20 protein-coding genes are annotated in these 25,671 nt (G+C 52.8%); 17 read left to right on the forward strand and 3 right to left on the reverse strand.

Translation table 11 applies throughout. From position 1 onward, the window contains the following. The first annotated feature begins 41 nt into the window (after positions 1-41). The 14 genes from nifS to AB2L51_RS06995 all read left to right on the forward strand — a co-directional run bounded on the left by nifS (position 42) and on the right by AB2L51_RS06995 (position 18,741). Positions 42-1,244 (forward strand): cysteine desulfurase NifS, encoded by a 1,203-nt coding sequence (nifS, locus tag AB2L51_RS06930; RefSeq protein ID WP_395581853.1) that lies wholly within the window; start codon positions 42-44, stop codon positions 1,242-1,244. A 30-nt stretch (positions 1,245-1,274) separates the two neighbouring features. Then, positions 1,275-2,429, forward strand: coding sequence for a homocitrate synthase (gene nifV, locus AB2L51_RS06935; RefSeq protein WP_395581854.1), 1,155 nt, complete (start codon positions 1,275-1,277; stop codon positions 2,427-2,429). 29 nt (positions 2,430-2,458) lie between these two features. Beyond that, positions 2,459-2,809: a nitrogenase stabilizing/protective protein NifW gene (gene nifW, locus AB2L51_RS06940; RefSeq protein ID WP_395581855.1), complete on the forward strand. Its 351-nt coding sequence runs from the start codon at positions 2,459-2,461 to the stop codon at positions 2,807-2,809. Positions 2,810-2,984: 175 nt separating this feature from the next. Next, positions 2,985-3,836: an electron transfer flavoprotein subunit beta/FixA family protein gene (locus tag AB2L51_RS06945; protein ID WP_395581856.1), complete on the forward strand. Its 852-nt coding sequence runs from the start codon at positions 2,985-2,987 to the stop codon at positions 3,834-3,836. A 34-nt stretch (positions 3,837-3,870) separates the two neighbouring features. Then, a complete protein-coding gene (locus AB2L51_RS06950; protein ID WP_395581857.1) occupies positions 3,871-4,971 on the forward strand; it encodes an electron transfer flavoprotein subunit alpha/FixB family protein in 1,101 nt (366 codons plus the stop codon). A 16-nt stretch (positions 4,972-4,987) separates the two neighbouring features. Then, the gene (locus tag AB2L51_RS06955) at positions 4,988-6,295 is read left to right on the forward strand and encodes an FAD-dependent monooxygenase (protein WP_395581858.1); all 1,308 of its coding nucleotides are present in this window, start codon (positions 4,988-4,990) and stop codon (positions 6,293-6,295) included. Continuing rightward, positions 6,292-6,576, forward strand: a complete 285-nt coding sequence (locus AB2L51_RS06960; protein ID WP_395581859.1) for a ferredoxin family protein — start codon at positions 6,292-6,294, stop codon at positions 6,574-6,576. The genes AB2L51_RS06955 and AB2L51_RS06960 overlap by 4 nt, the downstream gene beginning before the upstream one ends. A gap of 3 nt (positions 6,577-6,579) precedes the next feature. Beyond that, complete coding sequence (gene modD, locus AB2L51_RS06965) at positions 6,580-7,446, forward strand: ModD protein (RefSeq protein WP_395581860.1); 867 nt, start codon at positions 6,580-6,582, stop codon at positions 7,444-7,446. 230 nt (positions 7,447-7,676) lie between these two features. Beyond that, on the forward strand, positions 7,677-9,887 hold the full coding sequence (locus AB2L51_RS06970; RefSeq protein ID WP_395581861.1) for an EAL domain-containing protein: 2,211 nt from the start codon (positions 7,677-7,679) through the stop codon (positions 9,885-9,887). A 68-nt stretch (positions 9,888-9,955) separates the two neighbouring features. Continuing rightward, positions 9,956-11,446, forward strand: a complete 1,491-nt coding sequence (locus AB2L51_RS06975; RefSeq protein WP_395581862.1) for a protoglobin domain-containing protein — start codon at positions 9,956-9,958, stop codon at positions 11,444-11,446. A gap of 382 nt (positions 11,447-11,828) precedes the next feature. After that, positions 11,829-13,406, forward strand: a complete 1,578-nt coding sequence (locus AB2L51_RS06980; protein ID WP_395581863.1) for a carbohydrate porin — start codon at positions 11,829-11,831, stop codon at positions 13,404-13,406. A gap of 341 nt (positions 13,407-13,747) precedes the next feature. Then, entirely contained in the window at positions 13,748-15,403 is a 1,656-nt protein-coding gene (locus tag AB2L51_RS06985) for a 2-oxoglutarate and iron-dependent oxygenase domain-containing protein (RefSeq protein WP_395581864.1), read from the forward strand. Between the two features lie 115 nt (positions 15,404-15,518). Further along, complete coding sequence (locus tag AB2L51_RS06990) at positions 15,519-16,919, forward strand: nucleobase:cation symporter-2 family protein (protein WP_400921273.1); 1,401 nt, start codon at positions 15,519-15,521, stop codon at positions 16,917-16,919. Positions 16,920-17,559: 640 nt separating this feature from the next. After that, the gene (locus tag AB2L51_RS06995; protein WP_395581866.1) at positions 17,560-18,741 is read left to right on the forward strand and encodes an aminotransferase class I/II-fold pyridoxal phosphate-dependent enzyme; all 1,182 of its coding nucleotides are present in this window, start codon (positions 17,560-17,562) and stop codon (positions 18,739-18,741) included. Between the two features lie 137 nt (positions 18,742-18,878). Here the strand turns inward: AB2L51_RS06995 and AB2L51_RS07000 are convergent, their stop codons facing one another. The 3 genes from AB2L51_RS07000 to AB2L51_RS07010 are packed head-to-tail and all read right to left on the reverse strand — an operon-like array spanning position 18,879 to position 22,002. After that, positions 18,879-20,123 (reverse strand): M20 family metallo-hydrolase, encoded by a 1,245-nt coding sequence (locus AB2L51_RS07000; RefSeq protein WP_395581867.1) that lies wholly within the window; start codon positions 20,121-20,123, stop codon positions 18,879-18,881. 35 nt (positions 20,124-20,158) lie between these two features. Continuing rightward, complete coding sequence (locus AB2L51_RS07005; RefSeq protein WP_395581868.1) at positions 20,159-21,103, reverse strand: 2-hydroxyacid dehydrogenase; 945 nt, start codon at positions 21,101-21,103, stop codon at positions 20,159-20,161. Positions 21,104-21,129: 26 nt separating this feature from the next. Continuing rightward, positions 21,130-22,002, reverse strand: a complete 873-nt coding sequence (locus AB2L51_RS07010; protein WP_395581869.1) for a dimethylarginine dimethylaminohydrolase family protein — start codon at positions 22,000-22,002, stop codon at positions 21,130-21,132. A gap of 315 nt (positions 22,003-22,317) precedes the next feature. On the opposite strand from AB2L51_RS07010, the gene AB2L51_RS07015 reads away from it, so the two are divergent. Genes AB2L51_RS07015 through AB2L51_RS07025 form a run of 3 tightly spaced genes read left to right on the forward strand, consistent with a single transcriptional unit; the run spans position 22,318 to position 25,587 of the window. After that, entirely contained in the window at positions 22,318-23,271 is a 954-nt protein-coding gene (locus tag AB2L51_RS07015; protein WP_395581870.1) for a LysR family transcriptional regulator, read from the forward strand. Continuing rightward, complete coding sequence (locus AB2L51_RS07020; protein WP_395581871.1) at positions 23,271-24,845, forward strand: ABC transporter substrate-binding protein/permease; 1,575 nt, start codon at positions 23,271-23,273, stop codon at positions 24,843-24,845. The genes AB2L51_RS07015 and AB2L51_RS07020 overlap by 1 nt, the downstream gene beginning before the upstream one ends. Then, positions 24,835-25,587: an amino acid ABC transporter ATP-binding protein gene (locus tag AB2L51_RS07025; protein ID WP_395581872.1), complete on the forward strand. Its 753-nt coding sequence runs from the start codon at positions 24,835-24,837 to the stop codon at positions 25,585-25,587. Before AB2L51_RS07020 ends, AB2L51_RS07025 begins: the two co-directional genes overlap by 11 nt. Positions 25,588-25,671: the final 84 nt, after the last annotated feature.

The raw sequence follows: 25,671 nt of genomic DNA on the forward strand, positions 1-25,671 counted from the left end.
AACGCGCCGGAGGGTCACCGGCCACGAGTGGGGGAAAGCAGATGAAGCCGGTCTATCTCGACAATAATGCGACTACGCGGGTTGACCCGCGTGTGGTGGACGCCATGCTGCCGTATTTTACCGAGCAGTTTGGCAATGCCTCATCAATCCATGCATTTGGTGCCGATGTTGGAACGGCCATCAGACATGCGCGGCGTCAGCTTCAGGCACTGCTGGGTACGGAATTTGATCACGAGATTGTCTATACAGGTTGTGGAACGGAAGCGGATAATACGGCTCTCCTTTCCGCGCTGGAAACTCAGGCTGGTCGCAACGAAATTGTGACATCCGTCGTGGAACACCCCGCCATTCTGGCACTTTGCGCATGGCTTGAAAAAACACGCGGTGTAAAAGTTCATTATATTGGCGTGGACTCTCTCGGGCGGCTGGATATGGATGCTTACCGCAAAGCGCTGGGGCCACGCACAGCCATTGCCTCCATCATGTGGGCCAATAACGAAACCGGCAATCTGTTCGATGTGGAAACACTGGCCGAACTTGCGCACGAGGCTGGGGCGTTGTTCCATACGGATGCTGTGCAGGCCGTGGGTAAGGTGCCCATGGATCTGAAAACGTCCGAAATCGACATGCTTTCGCTTTCAGGTCACAAATTCCATGCACCCAAAGGCATTGGCGCGCTGTATGTGCGCCGTGGTGTGCGGCTGCGCCCCATGATCCGGGGTGGCCATCAGGAACGAGGACGGCGTGCGGGAACGGAAAATGCACCGTCCATTATCGGACTGGGGGTTGCCGCCGAACTGGCTCGTACGCATCTGGATGAGGAAAATACGCGAGTGCGTGCCCTGCGCGACAGGTTGGAAAGTGGCCTGCTCCAGCGGATATCGCACGCAATGGTTACGGGTGATCCCGAACGCCGTTTGCCCAATACAAGCAATATTGCGTTTGAATACATAGAGGGCGAAGGTATTCTGCTGCTACTCAACAAGGCAGGTGTCGCGGCATCTTCGGGGTCTGCCTGTACGTCCGGGTCTTTGGAGCCTTCGCATGTTCTGCGGGCGATGAAAGTGCCTTATACCGCCGCGCATGGTGCAATCCGTTTCTCCCTGTCCCGGGAAAATACGCCGGAGGATGTCGATCATGTGCTGGAGGTCATGCCCGGCATTGTCGAGACCTTGCGCGGCATGTCTCCATTCTGGGATGGCGCGTCAGCAACACGAAGTGCGTTTACGCCTAGCTATGCCTGATTTTCCTTAATGAGATAAAGGGCGCGAGACATGACAGCCAAGCCGCTCAAACGGTCTTCATGCCGCCTGAAACTGAATGACAGCACCCTGCGTGATGGCGAACAGGCGCCGGGTGTTGCGTTTACTCCGGCTGAGAAGTTGGCAATAGCCTGTCTGCTGGATGAGGCAGGGGTGGATGAGATTGAGGCTGGCACCCCTGCCATGGGGCCTGAAGAACAGGCCATTCTGGAACAGATCGGGCGTTCCGTTACCCGCGCACGGGTTATTCCCTGGTGCCGGATGGTGCCGGGGGACCTTGCTCTTGCGCGGGCGACGGGGCTTGGCAGTGTGCATCTTTCGGCTTCCACGTCTCCAATGCAGATTGCGGCAAAGTACCGTACAACACCTGCGTATGTGCTGGATATGACGCGCGATATTGTTGCGCGGGCAGTGGATATGGGGCTCATGGTGTCGGTGGGGGGGGAGGACGCCAGCCGGGCTGAACCCGGTTTTCTGGCTGATTTTGTTGGAATGCTCGGGCAGGCGGGTGCCATGCGTTTCCGTTACGCTGATACATTAGGTGTTCTGGACCCCTTTGCAGCCTTTGCAGCCATAACCCGGCTTCGTGAGCAGACGGAACTGGAAATAGAGTTTCATGGTCATGATGATTATGGTCTGGCGACGGCCAATACGCTTGCGGCTCTCAGGGCTGGGGCAGATGTTGCAAGTGTGACCGTCCTGGGTCTGGGGGAAAGGGCAGGGAATGCCCCGCTGGAAGAGTTGGCATTGGCTGCTCCCCGTTTTCTTGGGTATGAGACGCGTGTGGACCTGCTGCGCCTGACGGCTCTGGCGCAGCTTGTAGCACAGGCGTCTGGCCGTTGTATTCCCGAAGGCAAGGCTGTGGTGGGCTCATCGGTATTCCGCCATGAATCCGGTATTCATGTGTCGGGTCTGCTGCGTGATGTGAATACCTACGAAGCTCTGGACCCCATACAGCTAGGTCGTGAACGCGAGATTGTTTTTGGCAAGCACTCCGGGCGGGCGGCCATTAAGCATGCACTGGCCTGTTTAGGTCTGCAAGCGTGCGATGGCACCGCCACACAATTGCTACAGGCCGTGCGCCATCTGGCCGAACAACGCAAAAGAGCCATCACTTTGGATGAAATCGCACTTTTGTTCTCAGGCTTACAATGCCGTGCCGCCTGAAGCGGCGATGTTAGAAGGAACAGTGAACAATGCAGGTTTTACAAGAACTCCGTCGTCTTTCGGCCGCCGAGGAATTTTTCGAGCAGCTTGGTGTTCCCTATGACCCTACTGTGCTGAATGTGGCACGGTTGCATATTCTGCGGCGTATGCGCTCCTATCTGGATGAACAGGGACTGGACACGGAACTGGATGAAACAATGGTGCGCGAACGGTGTCGTACGCTTTTGTCGCGTGCCTATCAGGACTTTGTCGTATCCACGCCCATAGCCGAACGTTCGTTCAAGGTACATCGCGATGCCATACGCCCGTCCCGTCAGATCATGGTGGGCCTGGAAGATCTGACTGTTGTGACGGAACTGACGGAAGGCAGCAAGAAATAATCAAAAAATGTGAAAAAATATGACCTGATTTGTCGTTTTTCCAACATGGAGGGGGGGAGGATATTTCTCCTGTTGGTATCTTGGGTCAAAAGGATGGTTTTTCTGGCGCATAGCATCGGAATGGCATGCGGCTTGCGGGGATTATGGGGAAGGACAGATAAAAGGAAGTAGGGCGATGCGTATCTTTGTCTGCATTAAACAGGTTCCGGATAGCGCACAGATTCGTGTGCACCCGGTTACAAACACCATCATGCGGCAAGGTGTGCCGACAATTATCAACCCCTATGATCTGTTCGGGCTGGAAGAAGCGCTACGTTTGCGCGACCGTTTTGGCGGCACGGTTACAGTGCTGACCATGGGGCCGCCCATGGCGTCCGAAAGTTTGCGTAAAGCACTCGGTTATGGCGCAGACCGTGGCCTGCTGCTGACAGACCGGTTTTTTGCAGGGTCCGATACGCTGGCGACAAGCTATGCTTTGGCCAGACTGATTGAAAAAGCCGCTGAAGAAGAAGGCATGCCCCAGATCGTGTTTTGTGGCAAGCAGACCATTGATGGTGATACAGCTCAGGTCGGTCCGGGTATAGCCCAGCGTCTGGGGCTTTCTCAATTAACCTACGTGTCCGCCATTGATGAGATTGATCCGGAAAAAGGCAGCATTACGGTGCGTCGCCGGGCGGATCATGGTGTGCAGGTGCTTACCTCTCGTCTGCCAGCCATGATTACCATGCTCGAAGGGAGCAACCACATCCGCCGGGGTACTCAGTCTGACGTGCTACGCGCCGCACAGGCAAAGGTCACCCAGTGGAACGCGGCAGCCGTTGGTATTACGGATCTGTCCTTGTGTGGTCTGCGTGGTTCACCCACAGTGGTCAAGCGCGTCTTTGCGCCTGCGGCCCGATCCGAAAAAGCAGACATGATTCCCGCAACAGGTGGTGGCAGTGCCACAGCCACGGCGTTGATTGACGCCATTTTTGCGCGGCAGCCAGCACTGGAGGAAGACCTGATCAGCGCAGCTGGCGGGTATTGAGCGGCGCTGACGCCGTGAAAGGAAAAGGGCGACCATGAATACTTCACAAACCCCGGTCGCTGGCGCTTCAGGCTCGCGCGCTGGCATGAAAAAAGAACTGCCGGAACATTTCCGGTCTTACAAGCATGTCTGGGTTTTTATCGAATTTGAGCTCGGGCGTATTCACCCTGTTTCTCTCGAACTGCTGGGTGAGGGCCGTAAACTGGCTGACCAGCTTGGTGTGGAACTGGCGGGTGTGCTGCTTGGCAGTGGTGAGCATGGGCTGGATGATGCGACCAGAAGCTGCTTTGCCTATGGGGCGGACCTTGTTTATCTGGTCGATCACCCCGTTCTCGCGCAGTACCGTAACCAGCCTTACACAAAAGTCATGACCGAACTGGTGCTGAAGTACCAGCCAGAGATCATGTTGCTGGGTGCGACCGTTCTGGGGCGTGATCTGGCCGGGTCTGTGGCCACCACACTCAAAACCGGCCTGACGGCGGATTGTACAGAACTGGCAATTGATGATGAACGCTCATTGGCAGCCACGCGGCCAACATTTGGCGGTTCACTCCTTTGCACCATTCATACGCTGAATTATCGGCCACAAATGGCAACCATTCGCCCCCGTGTCATGGCTATGCCCAAACCCGTAGAAGGGCGTGAGGGCCGGGTTGTGCCCTTTACGCCAGACCTGCAGGAAGACAGCATTGTTACCAAGGTGCTGAGTTTTCTGCCCGATGATGCTTCGGAAGCGTCCGGGCTGGCCTTTGCGGATATTGTGGTCGCGGGGGGGATGGGCCTGCGCTCGGAAGAGAACATTCAACTTGTGCGCAAGCTCGCGACAGTTCTGGGGGGGGACTGGGGTGGCTCACGTCCTCTTGTGCAAAAAGGCTGGATCGGGGCTGACCGTCAGATCGGGCAGACCGGCAAGACCATTCGGCCCAAGCTGTACATTGCTGCTGGAATTTCGGGGGCCATTCAGCATCGGGTTGGTGTGGAAGGCGCAGACATGATTGTCGCGATCAATACAGACCCTAATGCCCCGATTTTTGATTTTGCCCATCTTGGAGTTGTCGCGGATGCGGTTACTCTTTTGCCATTGCTGACCGAGGCTTTTCGCCAGCGTCTGCTTGTCAACCGGTTAGCTGGTTGAGGGAGATAAGACAGCCATGAGTAAAGTTGTATTTGACGCCATTGTGGTCGGAGCAGGCCCTGCGGGAAATTCCGCCGCATATACCATGGCGAATGCAGGACTGAATGTGCTCCAGATTGAGCGTGGGGAATATTCTGGTTCCAAAAACGTGCAGGGTGCCATTCTGTACTCGGACGCGCTGGAACAGATGATTCCCGACTTCCGCGAGGAAGCGCCATTGGAACGGCATATCGTTGAGCAGCGGATATGGATGATGGATGATCGTGGCCATACGGGCATGCATCATAGAAGCGATGATTATAATGAAGATCTGCCAAATCGTTATACCATCATCCGCGCCCAGTTTGATAAGTGGTTCAATCGTCAGGTGCGGGATGCCGGGGCGACTGTCCTGTACGAAACGACTGCCACAAGTCTGCTGCGTGATCCGGATGGGCAGGTGATAGGCGTACAGACTGACCGCGAGGGCGAGGGTTTTTACGCCAATGTGGTCGTGCTGGCCGAAGGTGTGAACGGTCTGGTCGGGCAAAGATCAGGGTTGCGCTCGGAACTGCGTCCAGAAGATGTGGCGCTGGCGGTCAAGGAAATGCATTTTCTACCCCAGGAGACGATTGAAAGCCGTTTCAATATTACAGGGGATGAAGGTGTCGTTATTGAGGCCATGGGCACGATTACCGATGGCATGATCGGCACCGCATTTTTGTACACCAACCGGGAGTCCATCTCCATTGGGATCGGGTGTCTGGTGAGTGAGTTGAGCCGCGTTGGCAAGGATTCACCATACCAGCTTCTGGATCGGTTCAAGGCGCATCCTTCCATCCGGGGGCTGCTGGAGGGCTCGGAAATGAAGGAATATGCCGCACATCTGATTCCCGAAGGTGGATACAGGGCTATTCCGGATCTGGTAGGAGATGGCTGGATTTGCGTGGGTGATGCCGGGCATTTTGTAAACGCCGTGCATAGGGAAGGCTCAAACCTTGCCATGACAACAGGGCGTCTGGCGGCCGAAACCATTATTACGCTTAACAAACGAGGACAGGCCTGCACTAAAAAAGCCCTTGGAGCATACCGGCAGAGGCTTGATGACTCGTTTGTCATGAAAGACATGAAAAAATACAAGGATGTTCCCAGAATGCTGGAAAAGCAGGGGAGCACGATCATGGATACGTATCCCCGCCTGATGAACGGAGCCGCTCAGACATGGTTCCGTGTTGATGGGCGGGACAAGAAGACCAAGGAAAACGAGATTGTAAAATCGGCCTGGCGTGTTCGTGGCCTTGGGCTTTTGGGTGATGCTGTTAAACTGGCGAGGGCATGGCGATGAGCGACGATGTTGAAAACAGACTGTTTCAGAACCGCTATGTGGTTGATACAGGGAAACCACATATTCGTGTCGTCCCGCATGAAACACCATCGGAAGAGTTGAAAGCCATGGTGCATGTCTGTCCAGCTGGCTGTTACAGTCAGAACGAACACGGACAGGTGGAAATTGTAGCGGATGGCTGCATGGAGTGCGGGACATGCCGTGTTGTGTGTCAGAACACGGGCGAGATCGAGTGGAATTATCCGCGTGGTGGGTTCGGCGTACTCTTCAAGTTTGGATGACTAATGTTCCATGTGCCAACAAGTCTGCTTGATGCAATATTGGCAGAGGATGCTCCGTGCGGAGACCTGACAACCCGCGCTCTGGGCTTTGGCGGACAAGGGGCGCGGATCAGCTTTACCGCACGTATGCCGCAGGTTGTTGCCTGTAGCGAGGTGGCGGCCGCGCTATTCCGCCACGTTGGGGGGCATGTCTGTTTTAGCGCCCCCTCAGGGCAATGGATGCCTGCGGGGGAACAGATTTTGCAGGTAGAAGGCTCAGCAGACGCTTTGTTTCTGGCCTGGAAGCAGGCCCAGACACTTATGGAATGGGCTGGAGGGCTTGCAAGTGATGCCCATGATATTGTGCAGGCAGCACGGGAGGTAAGGCCCGATGTGGTTGTAGCCTGCACCCGTAAAGCTCCACCGGGTATGCGCGGACTTGCTATACGTTCCATTACGGCGGGTGGTGCGGTCGTACACCGTGCGGGTTTGTCAGAAACTGTTCTGGTATTTCCCGAACATCGTGCTTTTCTACCAGAAGATGGACGCGCAGCCGTAAAGCACCTCAAACAGAGTTTGCCTGAACGCAAGATTGTTGTGGAGGTGACCTCGGTCGAGGAAGCTATGGCTTTTCTGGAAACTGAAGCAGATATTCTGCAACTGGAAAAATTCTCGTTGCAGGATGTTAAAAAGCTCAGGAATTTTCTCAATGGTTTGGCTCCAAACCAGCCCGTGCCATTGTTGGCGGCTGCGGGAGCGGTAGGGCCCGATAATGCGGCAGATTATGTACGGGCTGGAGCAGGTATTCTGGTTACGTCCCATCCTTATTTTGCAAAACCACGGGATATTCAGGTGTCAATACAGCCTCTTTCCTCCATTTGTGATCATTGAAGGATTGGTGAGTGTATTTGAATGAATGATTATTGAAAAACAATGTTAAGATAAAACACACTCTGGCATAATTTTTGCGTCTTATTCTAAGATGATAGTATTGTCCGGGGAACATTTATCCATGACTATCCATCTTCTGTTGTAGGGAGAATAATTTTTTTCAAATAAAAAAAGTATAACAGAACCGGTGTTGAGTGGGTTCCTGCAATTGTTAATGGTGGGTATTTTTCATGATCGAAACAAAATCAGATATCCTGCCCGTCGAACATTGCGGAAATATGTATTACGAAATACTCAAGCAGGCCGCTGACGGCGTTATTATCATCAATGATGAAAATAAAATCATTTTTTTCAATACCGCAGCCGAGCGTTTGTGGGGGTATGAAGCTGCGGAGGTCATGGGGCAGAATGTTAAATGCCTGGTGCCACTCGAACATCGCGCCAGACATGATGAATATATTGCTCATAATCGTGCAACAGGTATTGACCGTATTGTCGGTACGTCGCGCGAGATCACCTTTACACGCAGTGCAGGTGATTATGCGGTAGCCGAAATGTCTGTTTCAGCCATTACTATCGCGCCTACGCATAAGCGTTATTATATGGCGATCGTAAAGGGAGTTACGGAAGAGAGCCATCGTAAAAAGCTTATAAACATACAAAACAAGGTTTTTATAGAACTGGTAGGAAAAGCGACAGAGCAGGATATTGCCGACATGCTTTGTGCCGAGGCCGAAAAGCTGGTGCCCAACAGTGTGGCTGTGCTGTTGCAGATCACGCCGGAGCGTGGTCTTGAGATATTGTCTGGTGAAAGTCTGCCACGGCGTAAGGGTAGAATGTTAACACGCATGACATTGTCCGAGGCGGATATGATCGCCCTGCGCACGCACCCGGAGGAAGCCAGAACGGTTGTCTGGCAAAACGCCGGTACCGTGGAGCAGGAAGTCGGGTTGCTGGATTGCTGGGCTTCAGCTGTGTGTGACGGCGGGGGCTCTCCGATTGGTATTTTTGCGCTCTACTCACGGAATAAAGACAAAATTACCAACTGGCCGCAAAAAATTGTTTCGGGATGTGTTCCGTCATGTGCCGCGATTATTGAGCGCGGAAAAACGAGACAGAAGTTGCACCGTCTGGATCGGTATGACTCGCTAACAGGTTTGCTCAACCGGAATGCAGTAACCATTATTCTTAAAAACATGATGGCGCAGCCAGCCGGCTGGCCATTTGCGCTGCTTGTTCTGGATATTGATCTGTTTCAGGATATTAACAACCTTCTGGGCTACGATCAGGGAGATCTGTTACTTCAGATTGTGGCGCAACGTCTGGCAGCGCAATGCCGGAGCAATTTTGTAACCGGACGTTTGGGGGGGGACGATTTTGTCATCATCATCCCCGGGGGAGACAGGAATACCGCCAGAAATTTTGCAGAAACATTAATCGAGATCATGCAGGAACCGATTATTATAAACGGGCATGAACTGATTGTATCTGTCAGCACGGGGATAAGCCTGTATCCGGATGAAAGCAAGGATGTGGAGCAGGTGCTCAACCGTGCGGAAGTGGCAATGCTGGAGGCCAAAAAAACGGCACGTGGCAGTTTCCGTATTCTGGATAATGCTTCTGACAGTGAAGTACAGTCCAGACTTATTGTCGGTTCAGCCTTGCGTAAAGCCATCCAGAATTCGGAGCTCTCATTATTTTATCAACCGCAGATCTGCGTCACAACCGGTAGATTACATGGTGTTGAGGCGCTGGCGCGTTGGCAGCATCCGGCTTTGGGCGCGGTGCCTCCCTCCCGGTTCATTCCAATAGCGGAGGAAACCGGGCAGATTGAGGCAATTGGTCGGTGGTCTATTACTCAGGCGTGTCAGCAGCTTGCTCAATGGGACCGGCAGGGGATTATGGTGCCTGTTGTCAGTGTCAACATTTCAGCCGGACATTTTGCCAGTTCCGAACTATTGCAACAGATTGTGGATGTGCTGGACACCTATCATCTGGCTCCGGAGCGTCTGACAATTGAAATTACAGAAAGTGTCATGATGCGCCAGAGTTCGGAAGCACTGGCGACATTGTCTGCACTACGCGGGGTTGGCGTCGGGCTTTCGTTGGATGATTTTGGTACGGGGTTTTCCTCCCTGTCGCGTCTGAGCACCCTGCCGCTGACGGAACTCAAGATTGACCGTAGTTTTGTTATGGATTTTGAAGAAAATATCAGTTCTCTCATCGTCACAGAGGCGGCAATCACCATTGGTAAAAGACTTGGTGTGAGAATTGTGACCGAAGGTGTGGAAGAGGGCTCTCAGGAGGAAATGCTGCGCTCGATGGGGTGTGATGTCATGCAGGGATATCTGTTTGGCAGACCTATGCCTCCCGCAGCCCTTAATACCTGGATTATGGAGCATCTGTCTGGAGAGGGTAAACACTATCGAAAAACAGTATAAAATATTTTCGAAGTTTTATCTTCTTTTAGAGATTTAATAGCCATCCTTTTCTGGATAGAGGAAGCAACATGACCATCATTACTCCAACCACACATGTCAGTGATGGGCAAAACCTTTCCGATCTGGAGTGCCGTCGGCAGTTCATGGGACTGACAGAAGCGGATTGTGAGGCTATTCGCTCCATAAAAACCATTATTGATAGCGAACTTCCGCAGGCATTGGACGGGTTTTATACACAGGTACGTCGTACTCCGGAAACCAGTATGTTTTTTCAGTCTGAAACACATATTGAACAGGCCAAGGCAGCACAACAGGAACACTGGAAAAACATCTCATCGGCCAGTTTTGGACTGGAATATGCTCAGAATGTGAAGCAGATTGGCAGTATTCATGCTAAAATCGGGCTTGAACCCAGATGGTACATTGGTGGGTATGCTCTTGTCCTTGATCATCTTATTCATGCCATTGTTGCCAGCGCTTTGCCTGGAGGTGGTCTGTTTGACAAAAAAAATATGGTTTCTAAAAAACTTTCCCATAAGATAAGCAGTTTATGTAAGGCTGTACTTTTTGAAATGGATCTGACCATTTCAGTTTATCTGGCTGAAGCTGAAAAATCCAGAGCAACATTGCGGGATGAAGCCATATCCAAGGAACAGGTGTTTGTCGCCGAAAGTTTTGGTTCTGTTCTTCAGGAGATTGCAGAGCAGAATCTGGCCCGGGATATGAAGAGTAATGTGCCGGAGCCTTATCTGCCATTACGGGATAATTTGAATGCAGCCCTGCATGCTCTTCGTACCACTTTGAAGGTAGCGAGTGATACAGCTTACAATATAGATGTTGTCACACAGGAAATCAGCGCTGCATCAGGCGAGCTGGCACTGCGTACCGAACGGCAGTCGGCATCGGTAGAGAAAACTGCTGCTGCTATCGAGCAGATTACCGCTACGGTAAGTTCCACGGCGAGCCGTGTGTCTGAAGCCAATAATTTTGTCGCAAATTGTCTGGAGAGCATCCAGCACTTTGGTGGCATGATTGATCGGGCGAATGAGTCCATGGCGGAAATTGAACGTTCGACTGAGGCTATTAACAAAATTACGGATATTATGGATGCGGTTGCCATTCAAACTAATATTCTTGCACTCAACACGGCTGTTGAAGCTGCTCGCGCAGCAGGTGCAGGTAATGGGTTTAAAGTGCTTGCACAGCAAATTCGTGAACTGGCGAACCGCGCGCGGGTGGCCTCCAGAGATGTTCGTGGGTTGACCGGTGCCTCTCAGGTGCAGGTAAGTCAGGGGGTTTCCATTATGAAAGAGGCCAGAGAGGATATGAAGTTTATTATCTCTGGTATTTTTGAAATTCGTTCCCGTCTCAAAGCGATAGAGGACGCGGCACGGGAGCAGGCGGCAGCATTGCAAAGTGTTAATGGCGCTGTAGCGACCATTGATGAAGGTACACGGCAGAACGCCGCCATGGCAGAACGGACTTCCACGGCGAGCGAAGGTATGGTGCAAGAGACGAGCCAGTTACGGCTGCTGCTGGATGGGTTTCATCTCACATAAGGGTGGAATGTGCAGAAAATATTACACGAATAAATGTAGTTAATTTGATATATATATCAGTGCGAGACGGGGATTATATTTTTGGTCATGGAAATGAATGACTGAATGATACCCGTTTGTTATTACAAATAAGCGACAAAAATGTGAATTGAAAATTTTTAAAATCCGGTTTATTTTGAAAAAAAGCAGTCATAAGAAAAAGAAAAAATGTCTGATAAAATGATGTCCCATGCTCCTCTGGACCTGAAACAGCAGAGTAAAGTGACCGTACGCTTGTCTGTCGTACGCAAGTCGTAAACGCGTCTTATTCTTCAAATTCAGGAATGTTGTGCCTCTATTCCAGTATGGATTGGAAGGGGGGCTTACAGCTTTGGATAAAGCCATGCCCACATTTTGGGATGATAGCTGCAAAGCCTATGCTTTGCAGCGTAATATCGTGTCTTTCCTTCCAAAAGTTCATGCAGCTTTTGGGCTTGCTCTGCTGGTGATGGCTCTTCCCTGTGAGGTGAAGGCGCAAGAGGTTAAAACCTCATCCTTATCTGCGGGAGCAGCGGCCAGTGGGGTGAATGGCACTGCCTCTCCGCCAGTTAAACGGAAACGGCCGATTGCGGAAGATCGTCTGGAACCTTTGTTCCAGACGGAAAGCATTTCCTCATTATTGAATCATAATGAAGATGCCTTGCGACGGGGAGACATTAGTGCTGGTTATTATGTTTCCGAGCAGGCTTTCGGGAATCTCATGCCCTCCCTTAAACCGTTCCGGGATCGTCTGGCCAACCATGGTTTCAGCTTTGAGCTGACCTATAAGGGGGAGGGCATGGGGAATATGAGCGGTGGTCTTTCAAAAGGAATGGACTACACGCACGAAGTTCGTATTGCCATGCTGTTTGATCTGGGCAAGTTGACGAAATGGAAGCCGCTGGATGGCTGGTTCCTGCATGGAATTGTTATGAACCGGGAAGGTCGGCAGGTCGGGTGGGATCATGTGGGTGAGCGCAATGTTCTGCTGACCGAGGTCTGGAGTATTCATGGCCCCGCCGCAGCACGTCTGGCTGATCTTTATGTAGAAAAATCGTTCCTGAACAAGAGGATCAATATTAATCTTGGACGCATTGCGCTCACGCATACCTATTCCACATCAGTGTTGCTTTGTACGTTTATGACCATGTGTTCCGCACCCATGGCTATTCGTGAACCTGCGGGTTGGAGTGTGTACCCCAAAACATCGTGGGGTGGGACATTCCGCATACGCCCGACGCGAGACCTGATTTTAAGAACAGGTGTGTATCGTATCGGTCCAAAAGCGGTTGATAATACAGGCTGGGCCTGGGGGAGCGAGCCGTATACCGGTATTCAGACCCCTGTGGAACTGACCTGGGAGCCCTTTTTTGGCGAGCGTAAACTGCCCGGTCATTACAAAATCGGATATGGGCATGATACCTCCCCTTATGCTGATATGATCGGGATTATTCCACCTGCGTTTGCCGGGTCGGTGCAAAAGCATAAGGAAAAACCCAGAGATACGTTTTATATCGAGACGGATCAGATGGTTTACCGCAGTCATGGTCAGCACCAGATGGCGGGTGGCTATGTACTGGCTGGGTTTATTCATAATACACCAAGCAACTCTACATTTTCCAATGAGTTCTATTTTGGAGCCTCTTTGCTGGGGATTATTCCCGGACGCCCGTTTGACCGGTTCGGGGTCATGTATTCCTATTATCAACTCAGTCCGCGGACAACGTACGGGCAGCAATTACGCCAGTGGGCAGGCATGTCCATGGGAGCGTATGTAAATGCGCCTCAAACCCACTCTGCTATTCTGGAGGCGTATTATGGTATTCCCATCGTACCGGGTCTGGTCGTGACCCCTGAGTTTGAATACATGATGCGACCGGGAGAGACTTCCGTTATTCCCAACGCCGTTTTGGCAGGGCTTAAAGTGATCAGCGCTTTGTAAAGCGGGGCCAGTCGGGCGGTGTTTCAGGCCGCCCGTATTTTCCCAGATTCCAGCGTGTTTGTTACAGGTCCGATTTTTGGGGTGTGAGTGCCTTCTTTGGTCGCCACATCTTAATTCTGGACATGTTTTTAGCTATTTGAGCTATTTATCATTCCGGAATCATAACTATAATTCAGGTCGTGCGCTATGTGAGGAGGCTCGATCTGTCAGAGATTCAGGAAACCGCATTTATCAGGCGTGGCGCCAATTTCTCGTTTGGTCAAACAGCTTACCCTGATGGAGGGGAGTTCAGGGTCACCAGTGGTGCCTATGCTGCTCTGATCCTGTTGGAAACAGGTACCATGAGCACGGTTATTGATAGGAACCGGCGCGAACTGCATGCTGGTGAGTGCGGTATTTTTATTAACAGAACAGGCCGTCGCTCCACTTACGCTCCGGGCAGCCGTGTGATGTGGTGCGAAACACCGCTGCTCAAGTCTGCCCTGCCTGCCAGAAGTGATTTTCTGGGGGACAGGGTTCGCGCATCCCAGCGCATTCTCACGTTGTTTCGTGAGGGCATTAACTGCGGTCTGCATACCTCGCCCACGCTGGATACATTACGTAATGCTTTGGGCGAGGCCCTGTTTGCGGCATGGCGTATAGAGGCGGGGCAGGACGTTATCGGGCATATGCCGCCCTCCCTGATTGCGGCAAAATCCTATATCGACCAGCATTACGCTGAAAAGCCATCCCTTGAGAAACTGGCTAGCGTAGCTGGTGTTACACCGCCTTACCTGATCGACCTGTTCCGTCGCCATCAGGGCACGACCCCTATACGGTATTTACGTAACGTAAGAGCCCAAGCGGCTTTGCGCCTTATACGGCATACAGACATGTCGCTTGCCAGTATTGCCGATATTACCGGGTACGGATCGGCATTTCATCTCTCGCGTGAGGTCCGGCTGATGAATGGCCAGAGCCCACGCAGTATCCGGCAGCGCGGTATTCATGGCCAGACATCCCATACCATGGGAGACGCCACCCGCCGGCCTGACGACCAGCATCAGTCTTTACGTCCTGCGTTTGAAAGGATACGTCCGATGGTACCCCCTATTCCTGTTATTGATATTGCAGCACTCCGCCATGGCAGCAGTGCGGAGCGTAAGGTAGTGGCTGCAGCCCTTGGCAGGGCATGCCGTGAAGCCGGTTTTTTTTATATTACCGGCCACGGTGTGGCGCCTGAAATGATGAGCAGGCTTTTTGAAGCTTCACGCATTTTCTTCAACCAGCCTGCCAGTGCCAAGGAAAAGGTCGCCATGAGCAGGCTTGGCAAAAATCGGGGTTATGTTGGCCTGGGCGTCGAGCGGCTTGATACGACATCCCTGCCCGATAACAAGGAAGCCTTCAATATCAGCCCCCATAATGTGGATGATGCAGACGTATGGCCCGATTTTCCGGGGTGGCGGGACCTGATGATGGCGTATTTTACAACATGTCTGGATATAGGTGCGGCCCTGCACCGTGGTTTTGCGCGCGACCTTGGCGTGGATGAGAACTTTTTTGTTGATAAGTTCAAAAATCCCATGGCAACGCTGCGTCTGCTGCGTTACCCGCCTTTTCCGCATTCTCTATCAAAACGTGCCGATCAGGCCCCGGGGGCAGGGGCGCATACGGATTATGGCAATGTGACCATTCTGGCCGTTAATGGTGTGTCTGGCCTGCAGGTGCGCCCGCGTGGGCGTGACTGGATGGATGCGCCACTTATTCCCGGCACGTTTATCTGCAACATTGGGGATTGCCTGATGCGCTGGAGCAACGATGTGTACGTCTCCACCCCCCATCGTGTTTTGCGCCCAGAAGGGGAGCGATATTCCATTGCCTTTTTTCTGGACCCGGATGCGGATGCACAGGTTGAACCAATTGTCAGCCAGCAAGGTGAAAGCGCGCACTACCCACCTGTGAGTGGCTACGATTATCTGCAGGAAAGGCTACAGGCAACGTATGGACATCAGAGCTAAGGCTGAATAGATCAGTCCATGCTTTCTATTTTGATCATGAGTAGAGAACATGATCAATACTCAAAAGATTTCCTGAATCTCATAGTTCAGTCGTACATGGCCGGAAGGAACTGGGATGAAGTGCTGCGAAACAAATGCAGATGTGTCAGATTGTATGACAAAGGCTAAATCAGTACAGGATAATCCGGTTGATGAAGTGCTGCCCTTAAACAAGCTGATTATCTATGGTGTACAGCATGTCTGCACATTTTATGCCGCTGCGGTTATTGTGCCTATCATTCTGGCCAATGCACTTAACCTGTCCAGAAGTGACCTGTTACATCTGATCAATGCTGACCTTTTTACATGTGGTATTGCGTCTTTAATACAATCAGTTGGTATTGGAAAAATTGGTGTCCGTTTACCGCTGTTACAGGGTGTTACCTTTACAGCCATGGTGCCGATGGTCACTATTGGTGTAGCTGCAGGTGGCGGAATAGAAGGATTGCGAGAGATTTACGGTGCAATTCTCATAGCAGGTCTGTTCGCGTTTATAGCGGGGAAATATTTTTCCAAAATTGTGAGGTTTTTCCCGCCGGTGGTCATGGGATCAACCATTCTTATCGTCGGGCTTGCCCTGCTTCCCATAGCCGCAAATGATATTGTTGGTGGCCAGAGCCCGAGCATTATGCAGAGCTCTGTTAATATCAGGAATATTTATTATGCTTTGGGTACTTTTTTTCTGATTGTCATCTTACAAAGAGTGTTACGCGGTTTTTTTTCCACCATAGCAGTGCTGTTGGGTTTGCTCCTATGTTCGGGCATTGCCATGATGCTGGGTGACATGAAAGTGCATGATTATAATGCCCTGCCTTGGGTGGCTTATACTCAGCCATTTTATTTTGGGCTTCCTGTTTTTCATATCGCTCCAATTCTGTCGATGACAGTTGTTATGATCATCGCCATGATCGAAACATCTGCCGGTGTTTATGCCATTGGCTCAATTGTAAAGCGTGATATTCATGCTGATGATATTGCCTCTGCTATTCAGGCGGATGGTTTGGCGACTGTTCTGGGCAGTATTCTCAATTCATTTCCTTATACATGTTATGCAGAGAATGTTGGGCTGGTGCGTATGACTGGCGTGCGGAGCCGTTGGGTTATTGTTTCTGCCTCTGTCATTATGATCATTCTCAGCAGTTTTCCGGTAGCAGCGGCTCTTGTCGCCAGTATTCCGGCCCCGGTACTGGGGGGCGCCGCCCTTGCCATGTTTGCAACAGTCGCAATGATCGGTGTTCAGATCTTAAGTCAGGTTGATTTTGATGATCATAGTAACATCATTATTGCGGGGGCCAGCGTTGCATTGAGCATGCTGGTTACGGCTCAACCGCATATTACAGACAGCTTCCCATCATGGGTGCGGATTGTGTTTGGGAGCGGGATTACCGTTGGTGCTCTTACGGCTATTTTCCTTAGCCTTCTTTTCAATCATGTTTTGCCTCCTTCAAAGTCAGATAAAAATCTGGCCAGCAATTAACGGCGTTCATAATCGCCGGAGGATATGCCGTGCATGTGTGGGAAGGGGGAGAGCTCCTTCCCCTTCAGTGTTTGAGAAGAATGCTGGATATTTGTGCAAGGACGCTCTGGTTACTGAATGCTTATCTGGAACAGGGCTTTATAGTTTACCAACTGAATGTGGTCAGGACAGAACAGAGTGATTGCCGGTCAAAATAAGGCAGGGCATCTGTTATGTTTCCTCTGCTCCTGAGGCGTTACCTGTGGGGCAGCGCGTTGCCGTTCTGGCCTGGCAGAGGCAGCTTCTGCATAGCCCGGCTGCTGGAGGATGCGCTTATCGCTACTCCAATGGGTTAATACCCCCTGTATTGTGTGTTGCAGTCAGGGTTTTGGACGCTTTGTTCTGGAGAGGAATAAAGTGGCTGGCGATGAATTGAACACCCTCCCAATTATTCAGGCTTGTATTCATAGCATATTTTTAGATACGTTATTGGAACATATTGGCCGGTTTCCGTTACAACAAAAGTGAACTTTTCTTTTCACCTCTTTTTAGTACAGTTCTGATCATTCTACTTTGGTCACTATGCTACTTTGCACGAGCAGTGTTTGAGCCAAAGAAGTTTTCGCCAAGATTCCTTTCTTTCCCTGACAGGAGACATGCCATGGTTGCCCCTCTGCCACCGCACACACAGCAGGAGTTTCAGGAGCGTGGTTTTTCCCGCAGGCAGATCGGTCGCATTGGTCTTGTTCTAGGTGCAGGGGCTGTTATGGCAGGCATGCCCTGGCACAGAAGCCGGGCGGATACTCTGCCTCTAGGCGGGGTTTACCCTGCGGGGGCCATTCTGCTCAACGGGAATGAATTCTGGACGGGCCCTTTTCCTTCGGCCTTACCTGCGGGGCAACAAGCGTTGTTGAACGGTAACCGTTATCTGACCGGGAAGGAGCGTCAGGCGCTTATTGAGGCCGTGGCAACGTACGACCATATTGCACCAGAACTGGTAACGCCCTGGCCGGGGTCGAGCGACCCGCTGTGCCGGACTGTGATTTCCTTCTGTTCACCTACACAGGGCCTTGTCACCAGCAACCCTACATACGAGACGGTATGGGGTGTCGCGGAATGGCTACAGATTCCCCTGACCAGAGTCCCCCTAAAGTCAGACAATGGCTATAAGACAGATGTGCGGGCCATGCTCAAGGCTGATCCGCATGCAGGCATGTATTATATATGCAGCCCCAATAATCCTACAGGCACCGTGACACCGTTAGCGGATATTGCATGGCTTGCCCGTAATATTCCTGAAAAATCTGTGCTGGTGGTGGATGAAGCCTATCTGCATTTCAGTAATGCGCCCTCCGCGGTTTCTCTGCTTGGGTCGTGCCGTAATCTTGTTGTTTTGCGCACTTTTTCCAAACTGTTCGGTATGGCCGGTCTTCGTTTGGGGTTGAGTATTGCTCACCCTCACCTGCATGACCGAATGATGCGGTATGACGGGATTTACCAGACGACCATGCTCTCTGTTCCCGCTGTTTCTATTGGCACGGATAGTCTGAAAGATCAGGCCGAAATTGCAAAGCGGCGTTCTGAAACACGCCAAAACCGCCAGGTCATGCAGGAGTGTCTGAGCCATTATGGCGTCCGGACTATTCCAAGCGAAGCCAATATGCTTATGGCGGACTGGCGTACAGCGCCCGGGCCAGTTGTGAGAACATTCGCCCAGAATAATGTGATTATCGGACGAAGCTGGGATGTTTGGCCAACCTGTTCCAGAATTACCGTGGGCTCGGCCAGTGATGTGCAGGTTTTTTGTAAAGCCATGGCACAGGTTGCATCACTGATTAAGTAACAAGCTGATTGTGCCGCAACGTCGCAAAAAAGAGGAGGGAGAAGAGCCACTTCTTCCTCCTCTTTTTTATAAAGCGTAGTTTCTGGGGTTGGGCAGTCAGAAGGAGCTTTGAAGAGGTGTTGTGAAAAAAGATCTCTTTAAAAGATATGGTCAGCGTTCAGGACAGCATTCAACAGAACGTTGCTGCCAGCCGCGACATCTTCTGGTGTGGCGCTTTCTGCCTCGTTATGGCTGATGCCATGCAGGCATGGCACAAAGATCATGGCTGTTGGCACGACACGGGAGACATAAACGGCATCATGTCCGGCACCGGAAACAATATCACGCATGCTGTAGCCAAGCTTTTCCGTGCTCTCCTTGACGCTGGCAATGCAGCGTGGGTCAAAATGAACTGCCGGGGAGTTCCAGGTTGGTGTAACCGTGACCTGCACATCATTTTCCAGTGCGCAGGTTTGCATACGCTGTAGAAAATCTTCTTCCATGGTCTGCAAGACAGCTTCTGACGGGTTACGCAGGTCCACTGTAAAGCGGACCTCCCGCGGCACAACGTTGCTGCTGGCCGGAAGCGCCGTAATAATGCCTATGGTGCTCAACCCTTCAGGCGCATGGGCCTGAGCCACGGCATTGACCTGTTCAATCATGCGTGCGGCAGCCAGTAGCGCGTCCTTGCGCATGGGCATGGGCGTTGTGCCCGCATGGGCGGAGCGGCCACGGACAACAACCTCGTACCAGCGCATGCCCTGCACACCTGTTACCACGCCTATGGTGCGGTTTTCGGCCTCCAGCACGGGGCCTTGCTCAATGTGCAGTTCAAAATATGCAGCGGCAGGGTGCTGGCCACAGGGTTCGGCGCCAACAAAGCTACCGCGTTCGAGTTCCTGCCGTAAGGTTATACCGGCTCCATCGGCGCGCGAGCCTGCGAATTCCTCGGTAAAGGCCCCTCCAAAAACACCCGATGCCAGCATGGGCGGGGTAAAGCGGGCACCTTCCTCGTTGGTCCAGTTGACAACTTCCAGCGCATGTCTGGTTGCAACGCGTGCATCATGCAGGGCGCGCAAAACGGCAATACCTCCCAGCACTCCCAGAATGCCATCAAAGCGACCACCTGTGACCTGTGTGTCCAGATGGCTGCCCATCATAATAGGGGGGAGATCCTCCCGCGTGCCGGGGCGGCGTGCAAACTGGTTACCCATGGTGTCATAAGTAACCGTGCAGCCAAGTGCCGTGCATGTCTGCTCAAACCAGGCGCGAACCTGCCTGTCTTCATCCGTCAGGGCAAGGCGGCATACGCCACCTTTTTCTGTGCCGCCAAAGGCTGCGGTTGTGACAAGGTCCTGCCACAGGGCCTGTCCGTTTACTGTCAGGTTGGCATGCTGGCTCATATCCTGTCCATTCCCTGTTTCAAGCTATTCGGTTTTTAGTAGCCACGTGTCGTGTCACACAGTAACGCTGGCTTTTCCCCCCGCTCCAGACTGCGCACTACGTCGGTGACGTAACGGGCCTGTACCTCCCGCGCGGCCTCAGAAGCGACATGGGGGGTTATGGTCAGGCGTGGGTGGCGCCACAGGGAGTCTTCTGGTGGCAGGGGTTCTGGTGTCACCACATCCAGCACTGCGCCACAGAGTGTTCCATCATCCAGAGCGTGGAGCAAATCGCTTTGCACCACGTGGCGGCCGCGCCCGACATTGATAAACCCGGCCCCTCTGGGTAACTGGCTGAGCAGGGTGTGGTTGATCAGCCCGTCAGTTGCCGGGGTTGCGGGCAGAAGGTTGACCAGAATATCCAGATCGGCCAGAAAATCGGGTAATGTGTCCGCGCCACTCCAGACCGTTATGCCATCCAGTTCGGCAGGGGTACGCTTCCAGCCCGATACGCAAAAGCCGACCTGCGCCAGCACCTGTGCCACATAGGCTCCAAGGTGGCCCAGCCCCATAACGCCTACTCTGGTCGTGCTGGATGTGCGGCAGCACACATTGTTGCGCCATATGCCCTGCTGCTGCTGCAACGCCCATGTCCGGGCATCCCGCAGCAGACTGATAACCGCCCACAGCACATAATCGGCCATCAGCCGTGCGGTTTGCTCCCCGCCCATGCGTACAAGTGGAACAGCGCGGGGGAAGTGTTCATGCGCCAGAAGGTGGTCAACACCCGCCCCGGTGCAGACAATACCCTTCATGCCTGCAAGGCGCTCCATATGCGCAGGCTCAGGGGTCCAGACGAGTGCGTAATCATCCCCCCCGACTGCCCACGCAGGGTCATACCATGAGCAGACATCCAGATCAGGCGCGACAGCAGCAAAGGCCTGATGCCAGCTTTCATACGCCTTCTTGCCATCTGCGCTGATAACAATCCGTGCCGGCATCTGCCCCTGCTCCTTTAGCTTGTGTCTTACGCGGTCTGCAAAGACTGACGGCGCAGGGGCATGGTCATGCAATGAATGCTGCCTCCCCCGCGGGAGAACTGGTTCAGTTCCGGGTCAAGCACGCTCAGCCCTTCGGCCCGCAGCATGGCATTGATGCGGGTGGAATGGCGCGGGCTTACAACCCGGTCACGCCCCAGAGCCAGTACATTGCACCCCATGTCCCGCATGGCTTCGCGGTAGGTTACGGGCAGAATACGGATACCCTGCGCACGGAACCATTCCAGATCAGCCTCGTCCAGCACATCGACCGCCGCAATTGCCAGATTTTCTGCCACCATGCAGAAAATAACGTCCAGATGCAGGAAATGTTCGGGAAAATGGATCATGCGGCAGGTCCAGCCTGCCTCTTCAAACCAACTGATGAACTCGGCTGCCCCTTTCGTATCCGTGCGCCCACCACTGACCCCGACGGCCAGAAGGCCGGGGCGGATGATATGAATATCCCCCCCTTCAATCCGGCCTGCGGTGCAGGTGCGCCAGATTTCATCGGGTGCATAAAAGGTGCGGATTTCTTTTTCTTCCCCCACCCGTTCGGGGCGGGAAAGGCTGGTGACCACCGTGCCAAATGGCGTAGTCTGCGAGCTGTCGCGGGTATAAACCTCGTAAGGCATGCCCTGATGCGGCGTGAGAAAATGGCAGGAAACATCCGCCCCCTTGAGGGTGGAGACCAGTTCGTTAAACTGACTGCTCAGGACGTTCCGGTCGATACTGCCACCGCCAGCCATGGTCTGAATGGCGATGTCGTTGCTCGGAATCCATTCATAATAATCTGGCGGGCATAAAAGAACATCTGTCAGCACACCGGTTTCGCTATCAATAAACCACCTGTTTGCAGCCATGTCTTGTCAATCCCCAAGGTATCTGTTTTCCCTCGCAGGCTATCCGAGCCTCGTTTCGGGCCCAATATGAACAGATATGAGTTTACTTTGGTTTTTTCGCAAACATAGACAAACAACGCGGAAAACCGTCATTCTCCTGCATTCTGGCGCATGCATGTTTATACATTGCATCGGTTCTCTCTTCCCATCGTATATTTTCCACGTCATAATTATTCTGGATAAAGAACGATAACGGTTTGCCAGCATAGAACAGGAGCTTTTGGCAGCACCTTCCGCCCTCTTCTTGACGCCCCATTTGACAGGAGCATTCAAACCATGACGGGAAGCAGCCATAAAACACCCCGCCCCAGAAAGAGGCCACGCGGTTTTCAGGGACATGTTTCCGAAATTGATCTGCGTCTGCTGCGCGTCTTTCACACTGTGGCGGAACAGGGGGGCTTCAGTGCGGCCGAAATTACGCTGGGTAAAAGCAAATCGTCCATCAGTCTGGATATTTCCGCGCTGGAAACCCGTCTGGGCCTGACCATCTGCCTGCGTGGCCGCAGTGGTTTTGCCCTTACGGACGAAGGGCGCGAGGTGCTGGAGGCCACCCGCAAACTCTTTGTCGGTCTGGAGCACTTCCGCCAGCAGATCAATCAGGCCAGTGGCGTGCTTAGCGGCACTTTCAACCTGTATGTTCCAGATAACATACAGACCCATGGCGAGACACCGCTGGTCAAAGCCATTCATACCTTTACGCAAAGCCACCCCAGTGTGTTCATGAACCTGCATTCCGCTTCCACCAAGGAGGTGGAGGTGGCGGTCATGACCGGGCAGGCCACGGCTGGCATTGCCCTTTATGCACAGGGGCAGGCCCCTCTGGGCTGTCGCCCGCTTGTGGCGGAGGCGTCTTTTCTGTTCTGTGGCTCCCGCCACCCCCTTTTCCATATGCTTGAAGAAGACATCACGCTTGATGTGCTGACCAGCCACAGCATGCTCAGCGTGGCGGATGCCGCCACATCCGACAGGTGGGAGGAGATACGCCCGCTGTTTACCTATCGCGCCAAGGCCGATAAGGTGGATGCACGCGCGCTCCTCATCCTTTCTGGCAGTTATATGGGCTTTCTGCCGGAAGTTTTTGCCGCCCCTCTCGTTGCACAGGGGTTGCTGCGCCGGATTGTTTTTAACGATCTGCGGCTGATTACCTGCTGTCATTTTCTGGCACGTACGTCTCCCGAAACCAGCCTGATGGTCGAGACGTTCCGTACCCTTCTGGAAGCTTCCTATTAATGACCAGCTTTTTTTCCCATCTGCGGCTCCCCCGCGGGCTTCATCCGGTTGTGGCCCTTGCTGTTGCGCTCGCCGCAGCGGTGCTGCCTGCTTCTGCCCGGGCTGAACAGATCCCTTCATTTGTGCAGGACGGCACATTAACCATCTGCACCAACCCTACACTACCCCCCATGACCTTTGTAAAAGGGCAGGATGTGACACACCCGGAAGGGTTTGACATAGACGTGGCACAGGCGCTGGCCACGCGCTGGCATGCCCGCCTGTCCGTGATCACCATGGACTTTACGGGGCTGTTTCCCAGTCTTTCGGCCCAACGCTGCGGTCTGGTCATGAGCGGTATTATCCGCACTCCCGCGCGGGAAAAAAGTTTTGATGCCGTTTCGTATCAGGATACGGCGCTGGTTGTTGTCGGGCGCAAGGCTACTTCCACCCTGAGCAGTATGGATGAGCTTTCGGGCAAGGATGTCGCGGTGGAATCCGGCACCAGCTATGTAACCCGCCTGGGGGTTGTGAACGATGCCCTGATTGCTGCGGGCAAACCTCCCATGATTATCCAGCAATATCCGACTGAAGAACAGGTGGTGCAGCAGGTGCTGATCGGGCGTGTTTTTGCCTTTGTCAGTCAGGATGTCGAACTTTTCTACCGCATGCGCCAACTGAGGGATAAGCTGCATGTGCTGATTACCCCCGATATTCCCGATTACCGCCATTTTGCCATTTATATCCGCCAGAATCCGGAAGACCGGACGCTGCTGCAGAACGCCATATCGGCGCTGGAGAGTGATGGTACATTGCAGACATTCCGCACCAAATGGTCTGTGACCGATCAGTCCACAAAAGGTGGCGCAGCGGAGGCAGGGGCTGGCGGAATGTTTGACTGGGGCGCATTTTTTTCCGCCCTTACGTCCATGGCATTTCTGCATGGTGCGTTCATTACACTGAGCGCGGCACTGATTTCGCACGTTATTGCCATCATCATTTCTGTGCCGATCGCCATTGTTTTGAACAGCCCGCAAAAATCACTGCTGAAAGTGACGCTGGAAGGTTATGTGTCCCTCTTCCGGGCCGCGCCAACATTGCTCCAGCTTCTGTTTATCTGGAATGCGGTGCCGCAGTTTTTCCCTATTTTTCGGGAACAGTGGTTTACGCCTTTCCTGGCGACCATTCTGGCTCTGTCCATTAATGAATCAGCTTATCAGGTCGAAATCAACCGTGCTGCCCTGAGCGCGGTTGATCCGGGGCAGGAACTTGGCGCAAGTGCTCTGGGCCTGAGCCGGCGCGATATTTACTGGCGCGTTATTTTTCCACAGGCTTTTCGCATTGCCCTGCCACCAACCATTAACGAATTTATCAATCTGTTAAAAATCACGTCGCTGGCGTCCGTGATTTCGTTGCAGGAGTTGCTGGCTGTGACCCAGATACAGGTAGCGCGGACATTCGCCTTTACCGAGTATTATGCCGCCGCACTGATTTACTACCTTGTCATGGTGTTCTTTTTCCTTTTCCTTCAGAAACGGGTGGAACGACGTTTTTCCTGGTCTGACCGCAAAAAGGTTGTTTCCAATGCAGCATGAAATCACAACCAGTTCCATGATCTCCGTGCGGGGCATGAGCAAACTGTTCGGCAAGTTCGTTGCTCTGGACCGTGTGGATTTTGACATAAGCCGGGGTGAAAAAATTGTGGTTCTGGGGCCATCCGGGTCGGGAAAATCAACTCTCATCCGTACGCTCAACCAGATTGAACCGCATGACAGCGGTACGCTCATTATCGATGGCAAGCTGATCAACGCAAAGACCGACCCCATACAGCTCCGCTGCATGGTGGGTATGGTGTTCCAGAACTATAATCTGTTCCCGCATCTGAGCGTGCTGGAAAACTGCATTCTTGCCCCTATGCGGGTCAGGCGCATGACCCGTATGGAGGCCACAGCCCTTGCCCGCCGTTATCTGGAGCAGGTGGGAATTCCTGATCAGGCGGATAAATACCCCATTCAGTTGTCTGGCGGGCAGCAGCAGCGTGTAGCCATTGCCCGTGCCCTGTGCATGCAGCCTGAAGTCATGCTGTTTGATGAACCAACCGCAGCGCTGGACCCCGAGGCCATTGTGGGGGTGGTTGGCATTATGGACGAACTGGCAGAACAGGGCATTACAACCGTTTGCGTGACCCACGAAATGGCTTTCAGCCGCCGGATTGCTGACCGTATTGTTTTTATGGATCAGGGAAAAATTGTGGAAATTACCCCTCCGGAAACTTTTTTCACCTCCCCCCAATCGGAGCGGGCCCAGAGTTTTCTTAACCAGATGCTCCGTTATTGAAACGCCACAGGGCCGCATACCAACAAGCAAAAGTATGATTTAGTCATTTTCAAACGAATGAGTTGAATATTTCGTTATCAAATG

This window comes from Acetobacter fabarum (assembly GCF_040702925.2).
GTDB lineage: Bacteria > Pseudomonadota > Alphaproteobacteria > Acetobacterales > Acetobacteraceae > Acetobacter > Acetobacter fabarum_B.

Coding starts and splice junctions, on each gene's coding strand:
- nifS (WP_395581853.1), top strand. CDS start 42: ATGAAGCCGGTCTATCTCGACAATAATGCGACTACGCGGGTTGACCCG.
- nifV (WP_395581854.1), top strand. CDS start 1,275: ATGACAGCCAAGCCGCTCAAACGGTCTTCATGCCGCCTGAAACTGAAT.
- nifW (WP_395581855.1), top strand. CDS start 2,459: ATGCAGGTTTTACAAGAACTCCGTCGTCTTTCGGCCGCCGAGGAATTT.
- AB2L51_RS06945 (WP_395581856.1), top strand. CDS start 2,985: ATGCGTATCTTTGTCTGCATTAAACAGGTTCCGGATAGCGCACAGATT.
- AB2L51_RS06950 (WP_395581857.1), top strand. CDS start 3,871: ATGAATACTTCACAAACCCCGGTCGCTGGCGCTTCAGGCTCGCGCGCT.
- AB2L51_RS06955 (WP_395581858.1), top strand. CDS start 4,988: ATGAGTAAAGTTGTATTTGACGCCATTGTGGTCGGAGCAGGCCCTGCG.
- AB2L51_RS06960 (WP_395581859.1), top strand. CDS start 6,292: ATGAGCGACGATGTTGAAAACAGACTGTTTCAGAACCGCTATGTGGTT.
- modD (WP_395581860.1), top strand. CDS start 6,580: ATGTTCCATGTGCCAACAAGTCTGCTTGATGCAATATTGGCAGAGGAT.
- AB2L51_RS06970 (WP_395581861.1), top strand. CDS start 7,677: ATGATCGAAACAAAATCAGATATCCTGCCCGTCGAACATTGCGGAAAT.
- AB2L51_RS06975 (WP_395581862.1), top strand. CDS start 9,956: ATGACCATCATTACTCCAACCACACATGTCAGTGATGGGCAAAACCTT.
- AB2L51_RS06980 (WP_395581863.1), top strand. CDS start 11,829: ATGCCCACATTTTGGGATGATAGCTGCAAAGCCTATGCTTTGCAGCGT.
- AB2L51_RS06985 (WP_395581864.1), top strand. CDS start 13,748: ATGAGCACGGTTATTGATAGGAACCGGCGCGAACTGCATGCTGGTGAG.
- AB2L51_RS06990 (WP_400921273.1), top strand. CDS start 15,519: ATGAAGTGCTGCGAAACAAATGCAGATGTGTCAGATTGTATGACAAAG.
- AB2L51_RS06995 (WP_395581866.1), top strand. CDS start 17,560: ATGGTTGCCCCTCTGCCACCGCACACACAGCAGGAGTTTCAGGAGCGT.
- AB2L51_RS07000 (WP_395581867.1), bottom strand. CDS start 20,123: ATGAGCCAGCATGCCAACCTGACAGTAAACGGACAGGCCCTGTGGCAG.
- AB2L51_RS07005 (WP_395581868.1), bottom strand. CDS start 21,103: ATGCCGGCACGGATTGTTATCAGCGCAGATGGCAAGAAGGCGTATGAA.
- AB2L51_RS07010 (WP_395581869.1), bottom strand. CDS start 22,002: ATGGCTGCAAACAGGTGGTTTATTGATAGCGAAACCGGTGTGCTGACA.
- AB2L51_RS07015 (WP_395581870.1), top strand. CDS start 22,318: ATGACGGGAAGCAGCCATAAAACACCCCGCCCCAGAAAGAGGCCACGC.
- AB2L51_RS07020 (WP_395581871.1), top strand. CDS start 23,271: ATGACCAGCTTTTTTTCCCATCTGCGGCTCCCCCGCGGGCTTCATCCG.
- AB2L51_RS07025 (WP_395581872.1), top strand. CDS start 24,835: ATGCAGCATGAAATCACAACCAGTTCCATGATCTCCGTGCGGGGCATG.